The 14,530-nt window shown below is 68.8% G+C and carries 13 protein-coding genes; 8 read left to right on the top strand and 5 right to left on the bottom strand.

Features of this window, described 5'->3' with window-relative positions; all coding sequences use genetic code 11:
- Nucleotides 1-5 precede the first annotated feature (5 nt).
- The 5 genes from LGR54_RS14210 to LGR54_RS14190 all read right to left on the bottom strand — a co-directional run bounded on the left by LGR54_RS14210 (nt 6) and on the right by LGR54_RS14190 (nt 6,859).
- Nucleotides 6-2,030, bottom strand: a complete 2,025-nt coding sequence (locus tag LGR54_RS14210; RefSeq protein ID WP_230362648.1) for a hydantoinase/oxoprolinase family protein — start codon at nt 2,028-2,030, stop codon at nt 6-8.
- 364 nt (nt 2,031-2,394) lie between these two features.
- Nucleotides 2,395-3,774, bottom strand: a complete 1,380-nt coding sequence (locus LGR54_RS14205; RefSeq protein WP_230362647.1) for an aspartate aminotransferase family protein — start codon at nt 3,772-3,774, stop codon at nt 2,395-2,397.
- A gap of 50 nt (nt 3,775-3,824) precedes the next feature.
- Nucleotides 3,825-4,784 carry a helix-turn-helix domain-containing protein gene (locus LGR54_RS14200; protein ID WP_230362646.1) on the bottom strand — a complete coding sequence of 320 codons (960 nt, stop codon included), beginning with the start codon at nt 4,782-4,784 and terminating at the stop codon, nt 3,825-3,827.
- Between the two features lie 225 nt (nt 4,785-5,009).
- Entirely contained in the window at nt 5,010-5,735 is a 726-nt protein-coding gene (gene pxpA, locus LGR54_RS14195) for a 5-oxoprolinase subunit PxpA (RefSeq protein ID WP_230362645.1), read from the bottom strand.
- Between the two features lie 101 nt (nt 5,736-5,836).
- Nucleotides 5,837-6,859, bottom strand: coding sequence for a LysR family transcriptional regulator (locus LGR54_RS14190; protein ID WP_230362644.1), 1,023 nt, complete (start codon nt 6,857-6,859; stop codon nt 5,837-5,839).
- 150 nt (nt 6,860-7,009) lie between these two features.
- Between LGR54_RS14190 and LGR54_RS14185 the strand changes: the two genes are divergently transcribed.
- The 8 genes from LGR54_RS14185 to LGR54_RS14150 all read left to right on the top strand — a co-directional run bounded on the left by LGR54_RS14185 (nt 7,010) and on the right by LGR54_RS14150 (nt 14,472).
- Nucleotides 7,010-7,249 (top strand): acetyl-CoA carboxylase, encoded by a 240-nt coding sequence (locus tag LGR54_RS14185; RefSeq protein WP_230362643.1) that lies wholly within the window; start codon nt 7,010-7,012, stop codon nt 7,247-7,249.
- 2 nt (nt 7,250-7,251) lie between these two features.
- Nucleotides 7,252-8,643: an acetyl-CoA carboxylase biotin carboxylase subunit gene (locus LGR54_RS14180; protein ID WP_230362642.1), complete on the top strand. Its 1,392-nt coding sequence runs from the start codon at nt 7,252-7,254 to the stop codon at nt 8,641-8,643.
- A 12-nt stretch (nt 8,644-8,655) separates the two neighbouring features.
- A complete protein-coding gene (locus tag LGR54_RS14175; RefSeq protein WP_230362641.1) occupies nt 8,656-9,525 on the top strand; it encodes an allophanate hydrolase subunit 1 in 870 nt (289 codons plus the stop codon).
- Complete coding sequence (locus LGR54_RS14170) at nt 9,518-10,501, top strand: biotin-dependent carboxyltransferase family protein (protein WP_230362640.1); 984 nt, start codon at nt 9,518-9,520, stop codon at nt 10,499-10,501. Before LGR54_RS14175 ends, LGR54_RS14170 begins: the two co-directional genes overlap by 8 nt.
- Before the next feature lie 315 nt (nt 10,502-10,816).
- A complete protein-coding gene (locus tag LGR54_RS14165; RefSeq protein ID WP_230362639.1) occupies nt 10,817-12,187 on the top strand; it encodes an LLM class flavin-dependent oxidoreductase in 1,371 nt (456 codons plus the stop codon).
- A gap of 131 nt (nt 12,188-12,318) precedes the next feature.
- Nucleotides 12,319-12,963, top strand: a complete 645-nt coding sequence (locus tag LGR54_RS14160) for an amino acid ABC transporter permease (RefSeq protein WP_370638210.1) — start codon at nt 12,319-12,321, stop codon at nt 12,961-12,963.
- A complete protein-coding gene (locus LGR54_RS14155; RefSeq protein WP_230362637.1) occupies nt 12,960-13,631 on the top strand; it encodes an amino acid ABC transporter permease in 672 nt (223 codons plus the stop codon). Before LGR54_RS14160 ends, LGR54_RS14155 begins: the two co-directional genes overlap by 4 nt.
- Before the next feature lie 10 nt (nt 13,632-13,641).
- The gene (locus LGR54_RS14150) at nt 13,642-14,472 is read left to right on the top strand and encodes an amino acid ABC transporter ATP-binding protein (RefSeq protein ID WP_255607627.1); all 831 of its coding nucleotides are present in this window, start codon (nt 13,642-13,644) and stop codon (nt 14,470-14,472) included.
- The last annotated feature ends 58 nt before the right edge of the window (nt 14,473-14,530 follow it).

Here is a 14,530-nt window from a genome sequence, read left to right as displayed (position 1 = left end):
CGGTCTCAGCCCTTCACGCGGATGATGATGTTGAGGAACTTGTCGACCTCGGCGCGGGCGCCGGGCGGCACGACGGTGGTGGAATCTAGCTGCTCGACGATCGCCGGGCCTTCGAAGACGAAGCCGCAGGGCAGGCTGTCGCGGGCATAGACGGGGGTATCGAGGCCCTCGCCGTCGAACCAGACGCGGCGGTGCGAGACCGGGTCCGGGGCGACGCCGGTCGGCGCGTGCACGGCGAATTCGGCCTTGGGCACCAGACCGATGGCCTTCAGGTTGAGGCGGAAGAAGCTGACCGGCGCGTCGTCGCGGCGGAAATTATATTCGCGCAGGTGCTCGGCGTGGAAGTGCTCGACCAGATCGGCGATCTTGCCGATCGGGCGCGGCGCGTTCACCGCCAGCGAGCGCCACTGGCCGCGATACATCATGTCGATGGAGCGCTGCAGCGCGATGTCGGCCTCCGCGACGCCCTCATGGGTGAGGCGGGCCAGCGCCTCCTTCTCCAGTTCGGCGAACAGCGCCTCGATCTCGGCCGGGTCGGCCTCGTCGGCACCGACCATGCAGCTCTGCGAGAAATCGTGCTGCATGTCGACCAAAAGGCAGCCGAGCGCCGAGGTGACGCCGGGATTGGGCGGTATGATCACCACCGGGATCGCCAGTTCGCGGGCGACGTCCACCCCGTGCAGCGCCCCGGCGCCGCCGAAGGCGACGAGGGCGAAGTCGCGCGGATCATAGCCGCGCGAGATGGAAATCAGCCGCACCGCGTCCGACATGTTGGCGTTGGCGACCTTGAGGATGGCGTCCGCCGCCTCGTGCAGGCCGAGGCCGAAGGGCTTGGCCACGCCTTCCTCCACCGCCTCGCGGGCGAGGTCGGGATCCAGCATCACCTTGCCGCCGGCCAGCGAGGTGCCCAGCCGGCCAAGGGTGACGTTGGCGTCGGTATTGGTCGGCTGGGTATTGCCGTTGCCGTAGCAGGCCGGGCCGGGATAGGCGCCGGCCGATTGCGGGCCGTTGCGCAGGCCGCCGGCCGGATCGGTCCAGGCGAGCGAGCCGCCGCCGGCGCCGATGGTCAACACCTCGATGGAGGAGAAGCGGATCGGGTAGCCGAACTCGATGTACCAGTCCTTGGTGACGCGCGACTGCCCCTCATAGGCGAGCGACACGTCGGTGGAGGTGCCGCCCATGTCGAGGCCGATGGAATTGGGGAAGCCGCACAGCGAGGCGATGGTGCGGCTGGCGATGGCGCCCGCGGCGATGCCCGAGCCGGCGAGGCGGGCGGCGAAGTCCTTGACACTCGCCGGGGTCATCACCCCGCCGCCGGTGTGCAGCAAGAGGAGGTCGCGGGTGTAGCCGCCTTCCGCCAGCCGGTCGCCGAGCCGCGTGGTGTAGTCGACCACCACCGGGCTCACCACCGCATTGGCCACCGTGGTGGAGAAACGCTCGTGCTCGAAGATCTCCGGCAGCACCTGCGAGGAGATCGACACTGGGATGTCCGGCATCGCCTCCTTGAGAATCTCGCGCATGCGCCGCTCGTTGGCGCCGTTGAGATAGGCGTTCATGAAGCAGACGGCGATGGCGGCGACGCCGCGCTTCTTGAGGATGCGGGCCACCTCGCGGGCGGCGTCCTCGTCCAGCGTCTCGACGACGCGGCCGGTGGAATCGATGCGCTCGGGCACGGTGAGCCGGTCGCGGCGCGGCACATAGGGCGGCACCACGTCCTTGTAGACGTCCCACAGATCTTCCTTGTTGGCGCGGCGGATCTCGATCACGTCGCGGAAGCCCTTGGTGGAGACCACGGCGGTGCGCGGCAGCCGGCGGGTGATCAGCGCGTTGGTCGCCACCGTGGTGCCGTGGGAGAACAGCGCCACCTTGGAGAGGTCGATGCCGGCCTTCTCGACGCCGCTGAGGATCCCGTCGATGGGGTCGCGGGTGGAGGAGGTCTTCTCGATCCGGATGAGGCCGCTGGCCTCGTCCATGATGCAGATGTCGGTGAAAGTGCCGCCCACATCGACGGCCACGCGGAGATTCTGCACGGCTGCGCTTCCTTGTCCCAGGTCCGCTCCGCCCGCCCCGGCCGCGCATGCGCACGGGTCGGCCGGAAGGGATCCGGCCGCCGGCGTCAGGGCGGCGGGGAGGCGATGTCGGAGGTGTCGGCAAGGATTAAACGTCGTTTCGCGGCGACGCTCTTGACGCTCCGCGCAGCAAGCTTTGCGTCTGAGAGCGATAATGGCCCGATTTGTGGGCTCGATCGTGCGCTGCCTGCAAAATGGTCAGTAGCGCTGCCCGGCCACGGCGGGTGCGGCATGGGGCGTGGCAGACGGCGTGGATCGGGCAAAGAAAATCCCGCCCCGGAAGCCGGGGCGGGATCGATGGTTCTTGCCGTGGAGAGGCGATCGATCAGGCGTCCGGCATGCCGGCGTTCACCCAGTCGGTGATCTCGTCCAGCGTCACCTTGAAGCGGCGCAGCATCTCGTCGATCTGCTCCTCGGTGATGATCATCGGCGGGCAGAAGGCGATGGAATCGCCGATGGCGCGGATGATCAGACCGTGATCGTGGGCGCGGTCGAACAGCTTGAGGCCGACCTTGCCGACCGGGTCGAAGCGGGCCTTGGTCTCCTTGTCCGCCACCAGCTCGACGGCGGCGATCAGGCCCATGCCGCGCACTTCGCCCACCAGCGGGTGATCGGCGAAGCGGGCGAGGCCGGCGCGCATGTACTCGCCCATGGCGGCGGCGCGGGCGACGAGGCCGCGCTCCTCGATGATGGCGAGGTTCTCCAGCGCCACCGCAGTGGCGACCGGGTGGGCGCCGGTGGTGTAGCCGTGGCCGAAGGTGCCGAGCTTCTCCGACTGGTCGGCGATCGCCTGGTAGATCTCGTCCTTGATCAGCACGGCGGCGAGCGGCTGGTAGGAGGAGGTGATCTGCTTCGAGCAGACCAGGATGTCCGGCTGGATGCCGAGCGTCTCCGAGCCGAACATGGTGCCGAGCCGGCCGAAGCCGTTGATCACCTCGTCGGCGATGACCAGCACGTCATACTTCCGGCAGATCTCCTGCACCTTCTGCCAGTAGCCCTTCGGCGGCACGATGACGCCGCCGGCGCCCATCAGCGGCTCGCCGATGAAGGCGGCGACCGTCTCCGGCCCCTCGGCCAGGATCAGGTCCTCGAGCTCCTTGCCGAGGCGCTCGACGAAATCCGCCTCGGTCTCGCCCGGCAGGGCGTTGCGATAGTAGTGCGGGCGCGAGACGTGGCGGGCGAAGGACAGCGGCAGGTCGAAGCCCTTCTGGTTGCCGGCGAGGCCGGTGAGGCTGCCCGCCGCGATGGTGATCCCGTGATAGGCGCCTTCGCGGGAGATGAACTTCTTCTTCTCGGTGCGGCCGAGCGCGTTGTTGTAGTACCAGACGAACTTGATGACGCTGTCGTTGGCCTCGGCGCCGGAATTGGTGAAGAAGACGTGGGTGAGCCCGGCCGGGGCCAGCTCGACCAGCTTGGCGGCGAGCAGCGCCGACGGCGCGTGCGCCTTCTGCGAGAACACATGGTAGTAGGGCAGCTTGGACAGCTGCTTGGTCGCCGCCTCGACGAGGCGCGGCTCGCCGAAGCCGACGCCGACGCTCCACAGCCCGGCCATCGCCTCGATATATTCGCGGCCCTCGTCGTCATAGACATAGATGCCGTCGCCGCGGTCGATAACGATCGGGCCCTGGCGCTCGTGGCGGCGCAGATTGGTGACGGGATGGAGGTGGTGGGCCACATCCAGGCTGTGGAGCGAATTGGCGGACATGCGGGGAAACCTTGAGGCGGGGAACCTGTAGCGGGGAGAACCCCCCGCGATCAGCTCGCGGGGGAACGGGAGACGGAGCGCGTCTCGCTCGGCGTGCAGCCGAAGCGGGCGCGGTAGTTGCGGCTGAACTGGGCCTGGTCGCCGAAGCCCCATTCATAGGCGATCTCGGAGATCGACTTGCGGCAAAGAGGATCGCGCAACATTGCCTCGCAGGCGAGCAACCTCTGGTTGCGTATGTAGGCGCAAACCGTAATACCTTCGGCTTCGAACAGCTGGTGCAGGTAGCGCACCGAAATGCCGCACCCCTCCGCCACCGCCTGCGGCGCCAGCCGGACATCGCCGAGCCGGGCGCGGATGAAGTGCTCGCAGCGGTGCAGATGCGCGTTGCGCACGCTGGAGGAATGGCCGGCCAGCACCCGCTCGTCGGCCTCGATCGCCATGGCGAGCAGGTCGACCAGCTGCTTGCCCATCAGGGCGCGCGCCGGCTCGTCCATCTCGTCGATGCGCGCGCCGGTGAGCCTGAGCATGTCGACGAACAGCGCGCCCACCGCGCGGGTGGCGTCGAATTGCAGCGTGGCGAGCCGCTCCGGCCGGGCGATATGGGCGCGCAGCACCGCGCTCGGCACCTTCATAACCCACAGCGCGGCGGGATCGCGGTGGCTGAACTCATAGGGCAGGTGGCTGCGCTCGATGAGGAAGGAGCCGGGGCGGCAGTGCACCTGCCGGCCATCCTGCTCGAAGCGGATCTCGGCGAGCTCGGGCACGGTGATGAGGTAGCATTCCTCGCGCTCAGCGACGAGATGACGCTGGTGGCGGCGGTACAGCAGTCCGTCCGACACGTTGCGCGATACCGCCACCGGGCCGAGCGACCACGCGCCGAGGCTGCCATTGAACTCGGTGCCGGCGCCGAAGCGCAGGTCGAGCGGGAAATAGGTCTTCGAGACGGCGTCCTGCCAGAACTGGCGCCGCTGGGCGGGCGCCGCCTGATCGGTCGAGTAGCTGGCACGCATGTCATGCTCCTCCGATCCAAGGAAGGGGCGGCCGCAGGGCGCCCCCGGAGCCGGTGCCGCCGCTGGATCGCGGCGCGCCGGGGCAGTTCGATCGGCACGTCAGATGACGGTCTTCAAACGACAGTCTTCGATGGGCACGTCTGCGATGGGGACGTCTGTAATGGCAACGTCCCGGGGGACGCATCCCCCATGATGGCACGTCGCGGGGCGAAGGCGAGGGCGCGTTCAGGCGTGCCAGGGCTGCACCGCTTCCTTCACGGCCCGGGCCAGCTCGACGGCGTTGGGGGTGTCGGAGTGGATGCAGATGGTCTCCGCCTTGAGGTCGAAGTCGCGGCCGTCAATGGTGGTGGCCTTGCCTTCGGTCAGCATGCGCACGGCGCGGCGCGCCGCCTCGACCGGGTCGCGGGCCGGGTGCTCGCGGGTGATGATCAGCGCGCCGGACGGGTCGTAGTCGAGGTCGGCGTAATATTCCGACACGAAGGTCAGGCCGCGGGCGCGATAGACCTCCTCGTGCAGCGTGCCGGCCATGCCGATCACCGGCAGGTCGTAGACCGAGGCGGCGTCGGCGATGGCCTGCGCCACCTCCTCGCGCCGCATCGCCGCGCCATAGAGGGCGCCGTGCGGCTTCAGATGGTTGAGCTTCAGCCCGGCGGCGTCGAGGAAGCCCTTCAGCGCGCCGATCTGGTAGAGCACGCAGGCAGCGAGCTCCTCGCGGCCCATCGCCATGTCGCGGCGCCCGAAGCCCTGCAGGTCCGGGAAGGACGGGTGGGCGCCGACCGCCACCCCCTGCGCGGCGGCGAGGCGCACCGTCTCGCGCATCACCACCGGATCGGCGGCGTGGAAGCCGCAGGCGACGTTGCCGATGTCGATATGCGGCATGATGCCGGCATCGTCGCCGCAGCGATACAGGCCGAAAGCCTCGCCCATGTCGCAATTGATGACGACGCCCATTGCCACGCTCCTTGATGCCCGTTCGAGGTCCATTCGATGGGTGCGAAGCGTGGCGAAGCCGGGCGGCCAGCGTCAAATCGTATTAAACGGAAGCCGATATCTCAATTTTCGATGTCTCCGGCGATGTCCGGCGCCATCTCGCCGGGCAGGTCGCCGGTCGCACCCCCGGCCATGTTTCCCGCCACGCCGCGCGGATCCGAGGAGGGCGCGGCGCGGCCGGCGCTGTCGCCCGCCACCGCGAAGCGCAGGAAGTCGCAGAAGGCCTGCGTCGCCGGGGTGAGCACGGCGTCGCGCCGCCAGGCGAGGCCGACATCCATGCTCGGCACCTCGTCGGCGACGTCGCGCAACTCGATGCGCTGGCCTTCCAGCGACCAGGGCCGGTAGACGAGATCGGACAGCACGGTGACGCCCATGCCGCCGCCGACCATGGAGCGCACCGCCTCCACCGAGGAGGTGCGGAAGATGGCGTTGGGCTCCAGCCCCTGCGCCGTCCAGTAGCGCAGCGCGGTGTGCTTGGCCTCGTCGACGGTGAGCATGACATAGGGGTAGCGGGCGATGTCGGCGAGCCGCACCCGCTCCGGCCGGGTCAGCGGATGCGACGGGGCGAGCCACAGCCGGCGCGCCGAGCGCAGCAGCAGCTGGCTGGCGAGATGCTCGTCGTCCTTCAGGTTCGACACCAGCAGCACCGCGACATCGAGCGCGCCGTCGACCAGCGCCTGCTCGACCACCGAGCGCGGCGCCTCGAACAGCTCGATGGTGATGCCGGGAAAGCTCGACTGGAAGCGGATGTGGTGGCGCGGCAGGAAATAGCCCGACACGGTGTAGGTGACGCCGACCCGCACCGTGCCGGCGATCGGCACGGTGGAATGGCGGGCGTCGCGCACCGCCTCCGCCACCTGGGTGAGGATCTGCCGGCCCTGCAGCAGGAAGCGGCTGCCCTCCAGCGTGACGCTTACCCCGGTGGGGGTGCGGTCGAGCAGCCGCGAGCCGAGCATCGCCTCCAGCTGCTGGATGGCGGCGGTGACCGCCGATTGCGAGACGTTGAGCTCCACCGCCGCCTGGCTGATCCGCCCGGTCTCGGCGGCGGCGACGAAATAGCGGATCTGCTTCAGAGAAATCGACATCAGTCCCTCGGAATGAGGCCGTTCCGGCCCTTTTCCGCCATGCTATCTGATTTTCTGATGTCCCGAATTCCTTATTGCTACTTCTCGGCCGGAACGTCTTTTGCAACTCTCCCCGCAGCTTTGGCCCACAGCTTCGATGGACGACACGCGATGGCGAAGACGATACAGGCACCGCTTCCGGGCACCTTCTACCGGGCTTCCGCGCCCGGCGAGCCGGTCTTCAAGTCGGAAGGCGACGCGGTGGCGGTGGGCGACACCATCGGCCTGATCGAGGTGATGAAGTCGTTCACCCCGGTGGTCGCCGAGGAAGCCGGCACGCTCGTCGCCTTCCATGTGGAGAACGAGGACGCCGTGATGGCCGGCCAGCCGCTCTACGACCTCGACGCCTGATCATGGGCGTGACGTCGATCTTCATCGCCAACCGCGGCGAGATCGCGGTGCGGGTGATCCGCGCCGCCCGCGAGCTGGGGCTGCGCACCGTGCAGGCGGTGAGCGCCGCCGATGGCGACATGCTGGCCGCCAGGCTCGCCGACGCTGTCGCCCCCGTTGGCCCGGCCCATGCCACCAAGTCCTATCTCAACAAGGAGGCGGTGGTGCGCGCGGCGCTGGAGGCCGGTTGCGACGCCGTGCATCCCGGCTACGGCTTCCTGTCGGAGAATGCCGAGTTCGCTGACATGGTGGAGAAGGCCGGCCTGGTCTTCATCGGGCCGAAGCCGGAGACCATCCGCCAGATGGGCGACAAGGCCCGCGCCCGCCAGGAGGCGCAGGCGGCGGGCGTGCCGACCGTGCCCGGCACCGAGGGCGTGGTTGCCGACCTCGACACCGCCAGGGTCGAGGCGGCGCGCATCGGCTATCCCGTGATGATCAAGGCATCCGCCGGCGGCGGCGGGCGCGGCATCCGCGTCGCCCGCGACGAGGCGGAACTCTCGACGCTGTTCCCGCAGGCGAGCGGGGAGGCGCGTGCCGCCTTCGGTGATGGTGGACTCTATCTCGAGCGCTTCATCGGCCGCGCCCGCCACATCGAGGTGCAGGTGCTCGGCGACGGGGAGCGGGCGGTGCACCTGTTCGAGCGCGAATGCTCGCTGCAGCGCCGCCGCCAGAAGGTGTGGGAGGAGGCGCCCGCCGCCTGCCTGACGAATGAGCAGCGCCTCGCCTTGTGTGCGTCCGCCGTGCGGCTCGCCGAGCGGGTCGCCTATCGTGGCGCCGGCACGCTGGAATATCTGTTCGACGACGTTACCGGCGAGTTCTTCTTCATCGAGATGAACACCCGCATCCAGGTGGAGCACCCGGTGACCGAAATGGTGACCGGGGTCGACCTGGTGCGGGCGATGATCAAGATCGCCATGGGCGAAAAACTGGCGCTGCGGCAGGAGGACATCGTGCTGCGCGGCCATGCGGTGGAGGCGCGCATCTGCGCCGAGGACCCGACCGCCGATTTCCGCCCGTCCCCCGGCACGGTGGCCGGGCTCGCTTTGCCGGGCGGCTTCGGGGTGCGCTTCGACACGCTGCTCTATGCCGGCTACACCGTGCCGCCCTTCTACGATTCGCTGCTCGGCAAGCTGATCGCCCATGACGACAGTCGCGCCGCCGCGATCGTCCGGCTCGACCGCGCGCTGGGCGAGCTCCGCGTCGAGGGGCTGCCGACCACCGCGCCGCTGCACCGCGCGCTCGCCGCCGACCCGGCGGTGTTGGCCGGCGCCGTGCATACGCGCTGGCTGGAGGAGTGGCTGGCCGCCGCGCCTCTCGCTGCTCCCGCTTCGCCCGTTCCCGCCACAACAGCCTGAGGACCGCCCGGAATGCAGACGCGCTATTCATTCGGCGGCGACGAGCACATCTTCGTCGAGGTCGACGAGGAAATGTCGCTGGAGGCCTTCTTCAAGAGCCTGTCCATGACCACGGCGGTGCGCGAGGCGGATATCGCCGGCGTCACCGAGATCTGCCCGGCCAACGCCTCGTTCCAGATCAAGTTCGACCCGGACGTGATCGCGCCGCAGGTGCTGATGGACCGGCTGAAGGGCTTCGAGGCGGCGGCGGAAAGCGCCGAGAAGACCATCGAGACCCGGATCATCGAGATCCCCGTGCTCTATGACGACCCGTGGACCCGCGAGACGCTGATGCGCTTCCGCGAGCGCCACCAGGACCCGGACGCCACCGACCTCGAATATGCGGCGCGGGTGAACAACTACCCGGACGTCGCCAGCTTCATCGCCGCGCATGCCGCCTCGCCCTGGTTCGTCTCCATGGTCGGTTTCGTCGCCGGCCTGCCCTTCACCTACCAGCTGGTGGAGCGCGAGAAGCAGATCGAGGTGCCGAAATATCTGCGCCCGCGCACCGACACGCCGCGCCTCACCATCGGCCATGGCGGCTGCTTCGGCTGCATCTACTCGGTGCGCGGCGCCGGCGGCTACCAGATGTTCGGCGTCACCCCGATGCCGATCTACGACCCGGCGGGAAAGATCAGCTATCTCAAGGAGCTGATGATCTTCCGCCCCGGCGACATCCTGAAGTTCCGCCCGATCGAGCGCGAGGAATACGACGCCACCGTCGCGGCGATCGAGGACGGGACCTTCGTGCCGAAGATCGTGCCGGTGACGTTCTCGCTCGACGCCTTCACCGCCGATCCCGCCGGCACCAACGCCAAGCTGCTGGAGGCCCTCAATGGCTGAGCGCTCCTTCGAGGTCGTCAAGCCCGGCCTCGCCACCACCGTGCAGGACCTTGGCCGTCCCGGCTACTACCATCTCGGCCTGCCGCTCTCCGGCGCCATGGACCGCTTCGCGCTGATCGCCGCCAACCGGCTGGTCGGCAATGCGGACGGCGCCGCCGGGCTGGAGGCGGTGTTCCTCGGCCCGGAACTGCGCTTTTCCGCCGACGCGCTGGTGGCGATCACCGGCGCCGAGCTGCCGCCCAAGCTCGACGGCGTCGAGCAGCCGCTGTGGACCGCCTTCGCGGTGAAGGCGGGGCAGGTGCTGTCCTTCGCCTTCCTGAAGGGCGGCGCGCGCGCCTATATCGCCATTGCCGGCGGCATCGACGTGCCGGAGGTGCTGGGCTCGCGCTCCACCTACGCGCTCGGCGCGCTGGGCGGCTTCGAGGGTCGGGCGCTGAAGGCCGGCGACGTGGTGCCGCTCGGCGCCCCGACCGGCCCTGGCCGCGAGGGCACGAGCCTGCCGAAGGAAGGCCGCCGCCCGGTGCAGGAGAGCGGGGTGGAGATCCGCGTGGTGCCGGGCCTCTACTGGCACCGCATCACGGAAGGTGCGCAGGCCGGCTTCTTCGAGGATACCTGGAAGGTGGCGCCGGAGGCCGACCGCATCGGCTATCGCTTCCGCGGCGGCAAGAAGCTCGACTTCGTGCCGCGCCAGCAGCCCTTCGGCGCCGGCTCCGACCCCTCCAACATCGTCGACAGCTGCTATCCCTATGGCTCGATCCAGGTGCCGGGCGGCACCGAGCCGATCGTGCTGCACCGCGACGCGGTGTCGGGCGGCGGCTATTTCATGATCGGCACGGTGATCTCCGCCGACATGGACCTGATCGGCCAGTTGCAGCCGCACCAGCCGGTGCGCTTCCAGTCGGTCACGCTGGAGGAGGCGCTCGCCGCCCGCGCGGTGGAGAAGGCGCGCCTCGCCCGGCTCGCCGAGCTGATCTGACGCCGGCGGGCGCGCGCTCGCCATTCTCACATCGTGCGAGAGGGCGGCCCCAGGGCCGCCCTTTTGCTTTTGCCGGCCGGTCGCAACCGAGGGCCGCGCCGCCTGTCGCGCTGGAGGACCGGCTGCGCAAAGACCCCGACTTCCAGCGCCGGGCGTCGTCATGCTATCGCAGCGCGCTGGTTCCGCTCGCGCGTTCCCCTGCCGCCGGGGCGCGTGGCGGCGGGACTAGCCGATGGTCGGTTGTGGGCAAGGGCGCCGCAACCTCGACAAATACGTCTATACAAATAAAATGGCGGCGCTCAGGGAGGTGGCAGCATGGCGCGCGCGGACAAGTTGAAGCTCGGGACCTTCGTCTACACCTTCGGCTACAACCCGGCCGGCTGGCTGCATCCCGGCAGCGACGTCAACGGCGCCAACGATTTCCGCCATCTGCACAAGGTGGCCGAGATCTCGGAAGCCGCGAAGTTCGACTTCATGTTCCTGGCGGATTCGCCGGCCGCCGCCATCGGCGACCCGGAGGCGCTGTGCCGCCTGCCGACCAAGATGAACCGCTTCGAGCCGCTCTCCCTGCTCTCGGCGCTGGCGGTCTCGACCTCGAAGCTCGGCCTCGTCGCCACCGCCTCGACCTCCTATTACGAGCCGTTCAACCTCGCCCGCATCTTCGCCTCCATCGACCATCTGTCGGGCGGGCGGGCCTGCTGGAACGTCGTCACCTCCGACCATGACGAGACCGGCTACAATTTCAACCGCGAGGGGCTCGACCCGCACGCGCTGCGCTACGAGCGCGGCAAGGAGTTCGTCGACGTGGTGTTCGGGCTGTGGGACAGCTACGAGGCCGACGCGCTCAAGCTCGACCGCGAGACCGGCGTCTATTACGACAAGGACAAGCTCCACACGCTCAACCACAAGGGCAAGCACTTCCAGGTGCGCGGCCCGCTGAACATCGCCGCCTCGCCGCAGGGCCGGCCGGTGATCGCCCAGGCCGGCGGCTCGGAGGCCGGCATCGAGCTGGCGGCGGAGACGGCGGAAGTGGTGTTCTCGCTGGCCTCCAACCTCAAGCGCAGCCAGGATTTCTACGCGACGCTGAAGGACCGCATGGGCGCCTTCGGCCGCCATCCCGACGAGCTGAAGGTGATGCCGGGCGTGGTGATCAATGTCGGGCGCACCGAGGCGGAAGCGCGCGAGAAGGTGGAGTATCTCGCCGACAAGCTGCACCCGGATGTCGGCCGGGCGATGCTGGCCGAATTCCTCGAGGCCGATCTCTCCGGCGTGCCGCTCGACGCGCCGTTCCCGAAGGACCGGCTGCCGGCGGCGCCAAAGGGTTCGAAGGCGCTGTTCGACGAACTGACCGACTTCGTGATGAAGGGCCACACGGTGGGCGAGCTGATCCGCCGGTTCAGCGAGAAGCACACCGGCAACGGCATCACCGGCACGCCGGCGGTGGTGGCCGACTTCATGGAGGAGTGGTTCCAGGGCCGCGCCGCCGACGGCTTCATCGTGATGTGCCCGACGCTGCCCGCCGCGCTGGAGGACTTCACCGAGCTGGTGGTGCCCGAGCTGCGCCGGCGCGGGCTGTTCCGCGACGAGTATGAGGGCGCCACGCTGCGCGCCAATCTCGGCCTGCCGGTGCCTGAGAACCGCTATGCGCGGGCCCGGCGCCAGCGCGGCGGCCCGGTGCCCGCGTGACGCGCGTGGCGGATACAAGGTTGGTCGATACAAGGTTGGCGGGCATCTTGCTACGCTGCGTCAGCTGGGGTGGCTGGTGCCGCCCGCTGCCCGCCCGTTCCTGTCCGAGAAACTGAATGTTCGATGTCAACCTGATCATCAAATCGCTGCCGATGCTGTTGCAGGCCTCGGTGTGGACGGTGATCTATTCGCTGAGCTCGGTGGCGATCGGCTTCTGCATCGGCACGCTGGTCTGCGCGGCCGGGCTGTCGTCCTCGCGGCTGGGGCGCGGCTTTTCCGCCTTCTATGTCAGCTTCTTCCGCGGCGTGCCGCTGCTGGTGCAGTTGCTGATCTCCTATTACTGCCTGCCGCTGATCGGGGTGAACGTGCCCTCCTCGGTGGCGGCGGTAGGCACGCTCGCTCTGTGCACCGGCGCCTATCTCGCCGAGATCCTGCGCGGCGGCTTCCTCGGCATCCCGCCCGGGCTGATCGAGGCGGCGCGCATGGTGGGCTTAGGCCGGGCGCGGATCCTCACCCGCATCGAGGTGCCGCTGGCGGTGCGCCTGACGCTGCCCTCGCTGGTCAACGAGACCACGATGATGGTGAAGGCCTCCTCGCTGATCTCGGTGGTCGGCGTGCTCGAGCTGACGCGGCTGGCGCAGAACATCGCCACCTCCACCTTCCAGCCGCTGGAGATCTACCTGACCGCCGGGGCGATCTATTTCGTCATCAACGGCGCCATCTCGCTTATCGGCAGATTCGCCGAGAGCCGCTTCCGGCTGGAGACGGCGCGATGAGCTTCAATCCTGCCATCCTCACCGACAATTGGCGCGAGATCCTCGACGGGATGGCGCTGACCATCCTGATCTGGGTCGCCGGCACCGCCATCGGCCTCGTCATCGGCCTCGCGGTGGCGGTGCTGCAGCTGTTCACCAATCGCTGGCTGGCGGCGCCGCTGACGCTCTATGTCGCGGTGATGCGCGGCACGCCGTTCCTGATCCAGCTATTCGTGATCTATTATGGCGGGCCGTTCTTCGGCCTCGACCTGACGCCGCTCACCGCCGGCATCGCCGGGCTGGCGCTCTATGGCGGCGCCTATTTCTCCGAGATCTTCCGCGCCGGCTTCCTCTCGGTGCCGCCCGGCCAGATCGAGGCGGCGCGGATGATGGGCATCGGCCGGCTCGACATCGTCCGCCACGTGCAGCTGCCGCAGATGCTGGTGATCATCCTGCCGGCGCTCGCCAACATGACGGTGCTGCTGTCGAAGGAGACGGCGGTCTTGTCGGTGATCACGGTGAACGAGCTCACCTCGGTGGTGCAGTCGATCGGCTCCACCACCTTCGCCTTCGCCGAGACGCTGCTGTTCCTGGCGCTGGTGTATTGGGCCTTCCTCGAAATCGTCACGGCGGCGGCGCGGCGGCTGGAGAAGCGGGTCGGCCGCTTCATGCTGCGCACCCCGAGCTGAAAGGGCGGACATGACCGCAACTCCCGACACCGGTTCCCGTCCGATCATCGACGTGCGCGGCGTGTGGAAGCGCTTCGGCACCGCCGAGGTGCTGAAGGGCATCGACCTCGCCATCCGCAAATCCGAGGTGACCTGCATCATCGGGCCGTCCGGCTCCGGCAAGTCGACTCTGCTGCGCTGCATCGCCTTCCTGGAGGAGTACAGCGAGGGCGAGATCTATATCGAGGGCGAGCTGCTCGGCTTTTCGCTGGAGAACGGCAAGCGTCGGCGGGTGTCCGACGCCGAGGTGGCGCGGGTGCGGCGCAATGTCGGCTTCGTGTTCCAGCAGTTCAATCTGTGGCCGCACATGACGGCGCTGGAAAACGTCGCCATGCCCCTGAAGCTCGCGCGGGGGATCGCGCGGGAGGATGCGGCCAAGCGCGCCCGGCGCATGCTGGAGAAGGTGGGGCTCGGCCACCGCGCCGAGGCCTATCCCAGCCAGCTTTCCGGCGGCCAGCAGCAGCGCGTCGGCATCGCCCGCGCGCTCGCCATGGAGCCGCACATCATGCTGTTCGACGAGCCGACCTCGGCGCTCGACCCCGAGCTGGTCGGCGAGGTGCTGCAGGTGATGCGCGACCTCGCGGCCGAGGGCATGACCATGGCAGTGGTGACGCACGAGATGGGGTTCGCCGCCCAGGTGGCCGACACGGTGGTGTTCATCGACCACGGGGTGATCGCCGCCTCCGGCTCGCCGCAGCAGGTGTTCCGCAAGGACGAGAACCCGCGGTTGCGGCAGTTTCTGCAAAACTACTTCGAGCGTAACGTGTTCTGGCAGGGCGCCGAGGGCGCCGGCGCGCCGTGACGTCGCGCGGTGAAGTGGTGTCCGCACCGCATTGCGGGCCGGAAATCGTTATGTCTAT

The sequence above is a fragment of the Ancylobacter sp. Lp-2 genome, assembly GCF_020523795.1.
In the GTDB taxonomy this organism is placed as follows: Bacteria; Pseudomonadota; Alphaproteobacteria; order Rhizobiales; family Xanthobacteraceae; genus Ancylobacter.
This window is presented reverse-complemented; position numbering and strand designations above follow the sequence as displayed.

What these genes read in the sequence shown, in the direction of transcription:
- LGR54_RS14150 (WP_255607627.1), top strand. Translation starts at nt 13,642, where the DNA reads ATGACCGCAACTCCCGACACCGGTTCCCGTCCGATCATCGACGTGCGC.
- LGR54_RS14205 (WP_230362647.1), bottom strand. Translation starts at nt 3,774, where the DNA reads ATGTCCGCCAATTCGCTCCACAGCCTGGATGTGGCCCACCACCTCCAT.
- pxpA (WP_230362645.1), bottom strand. Translation starts at nt 5,735, where the DNA reads ATGGGCGTCGTCATCAATTGCGACATGGGCGAGGCTTTCGGCCTGTAT.
- LGR54_RS14180 (WP_230362642.1), top strand. Translation starts at nt 7,252, where the DNA reads ATGGGCGTGACGTCGATCTTCATCGCCAACCGCGGCGAGATCGCGGTG.
- LGR54_RS14165 (WP_230362639.1), top strand. Translation starts at nt 10,817, where the DNA reads ATGGCGCGCGCGGACAAGTTGAAGCTCGGGACCTTCGTCTACACCTTC.
- LGR54_RS14170 (WP_230362640.1), top strand. Translation starts at nt 9,518, where the DNA reads ATGGCTGAGCGCTCCTTCGAGGTCGTCAAGCCCGGCCTCGCCACCACC.
- LGR54_RS14190 (WP_230362644.1), bottom strand. Translation starts at nt 6,859, where the DNA reads ATGTCGATTTCTCTGAAGCAGATCCGCTATTTCGTCGCCGCCGCCGAG.
- LGR54_RS14185 (WP_230362643.1), top strand. Translation starts at nt 7,010, where the DNA reads ATGGCGAAGACGATACAGGCACCGCTTCCGGGCACCTTCTACCGGGCT.
- LGR54_RS14200 (WP_230362646.1), bottom strand. Translation starts at nt 4,784, where the DNA reads ATGCGTGCCAGCTACTCGACCGATCAGGCGGCGCCCGCCCAGCGGCGC.
- LGR54_RS14155 (WP_230362637.1), top strand. Translation starts at nt 12,960, where the DNA reads ATGAGCTTCAATCCTGCCATCCTCACCGACAATTGGCGCGAGATCCTC.
- LGR54_RS14175 (WP_230362641.1), top strand. Translation starts at nt 8,656, where the DNA reads ATGCAGACGCGCTATTCATTCGGCGGCGACGAGCACATCTTCGTCGAG.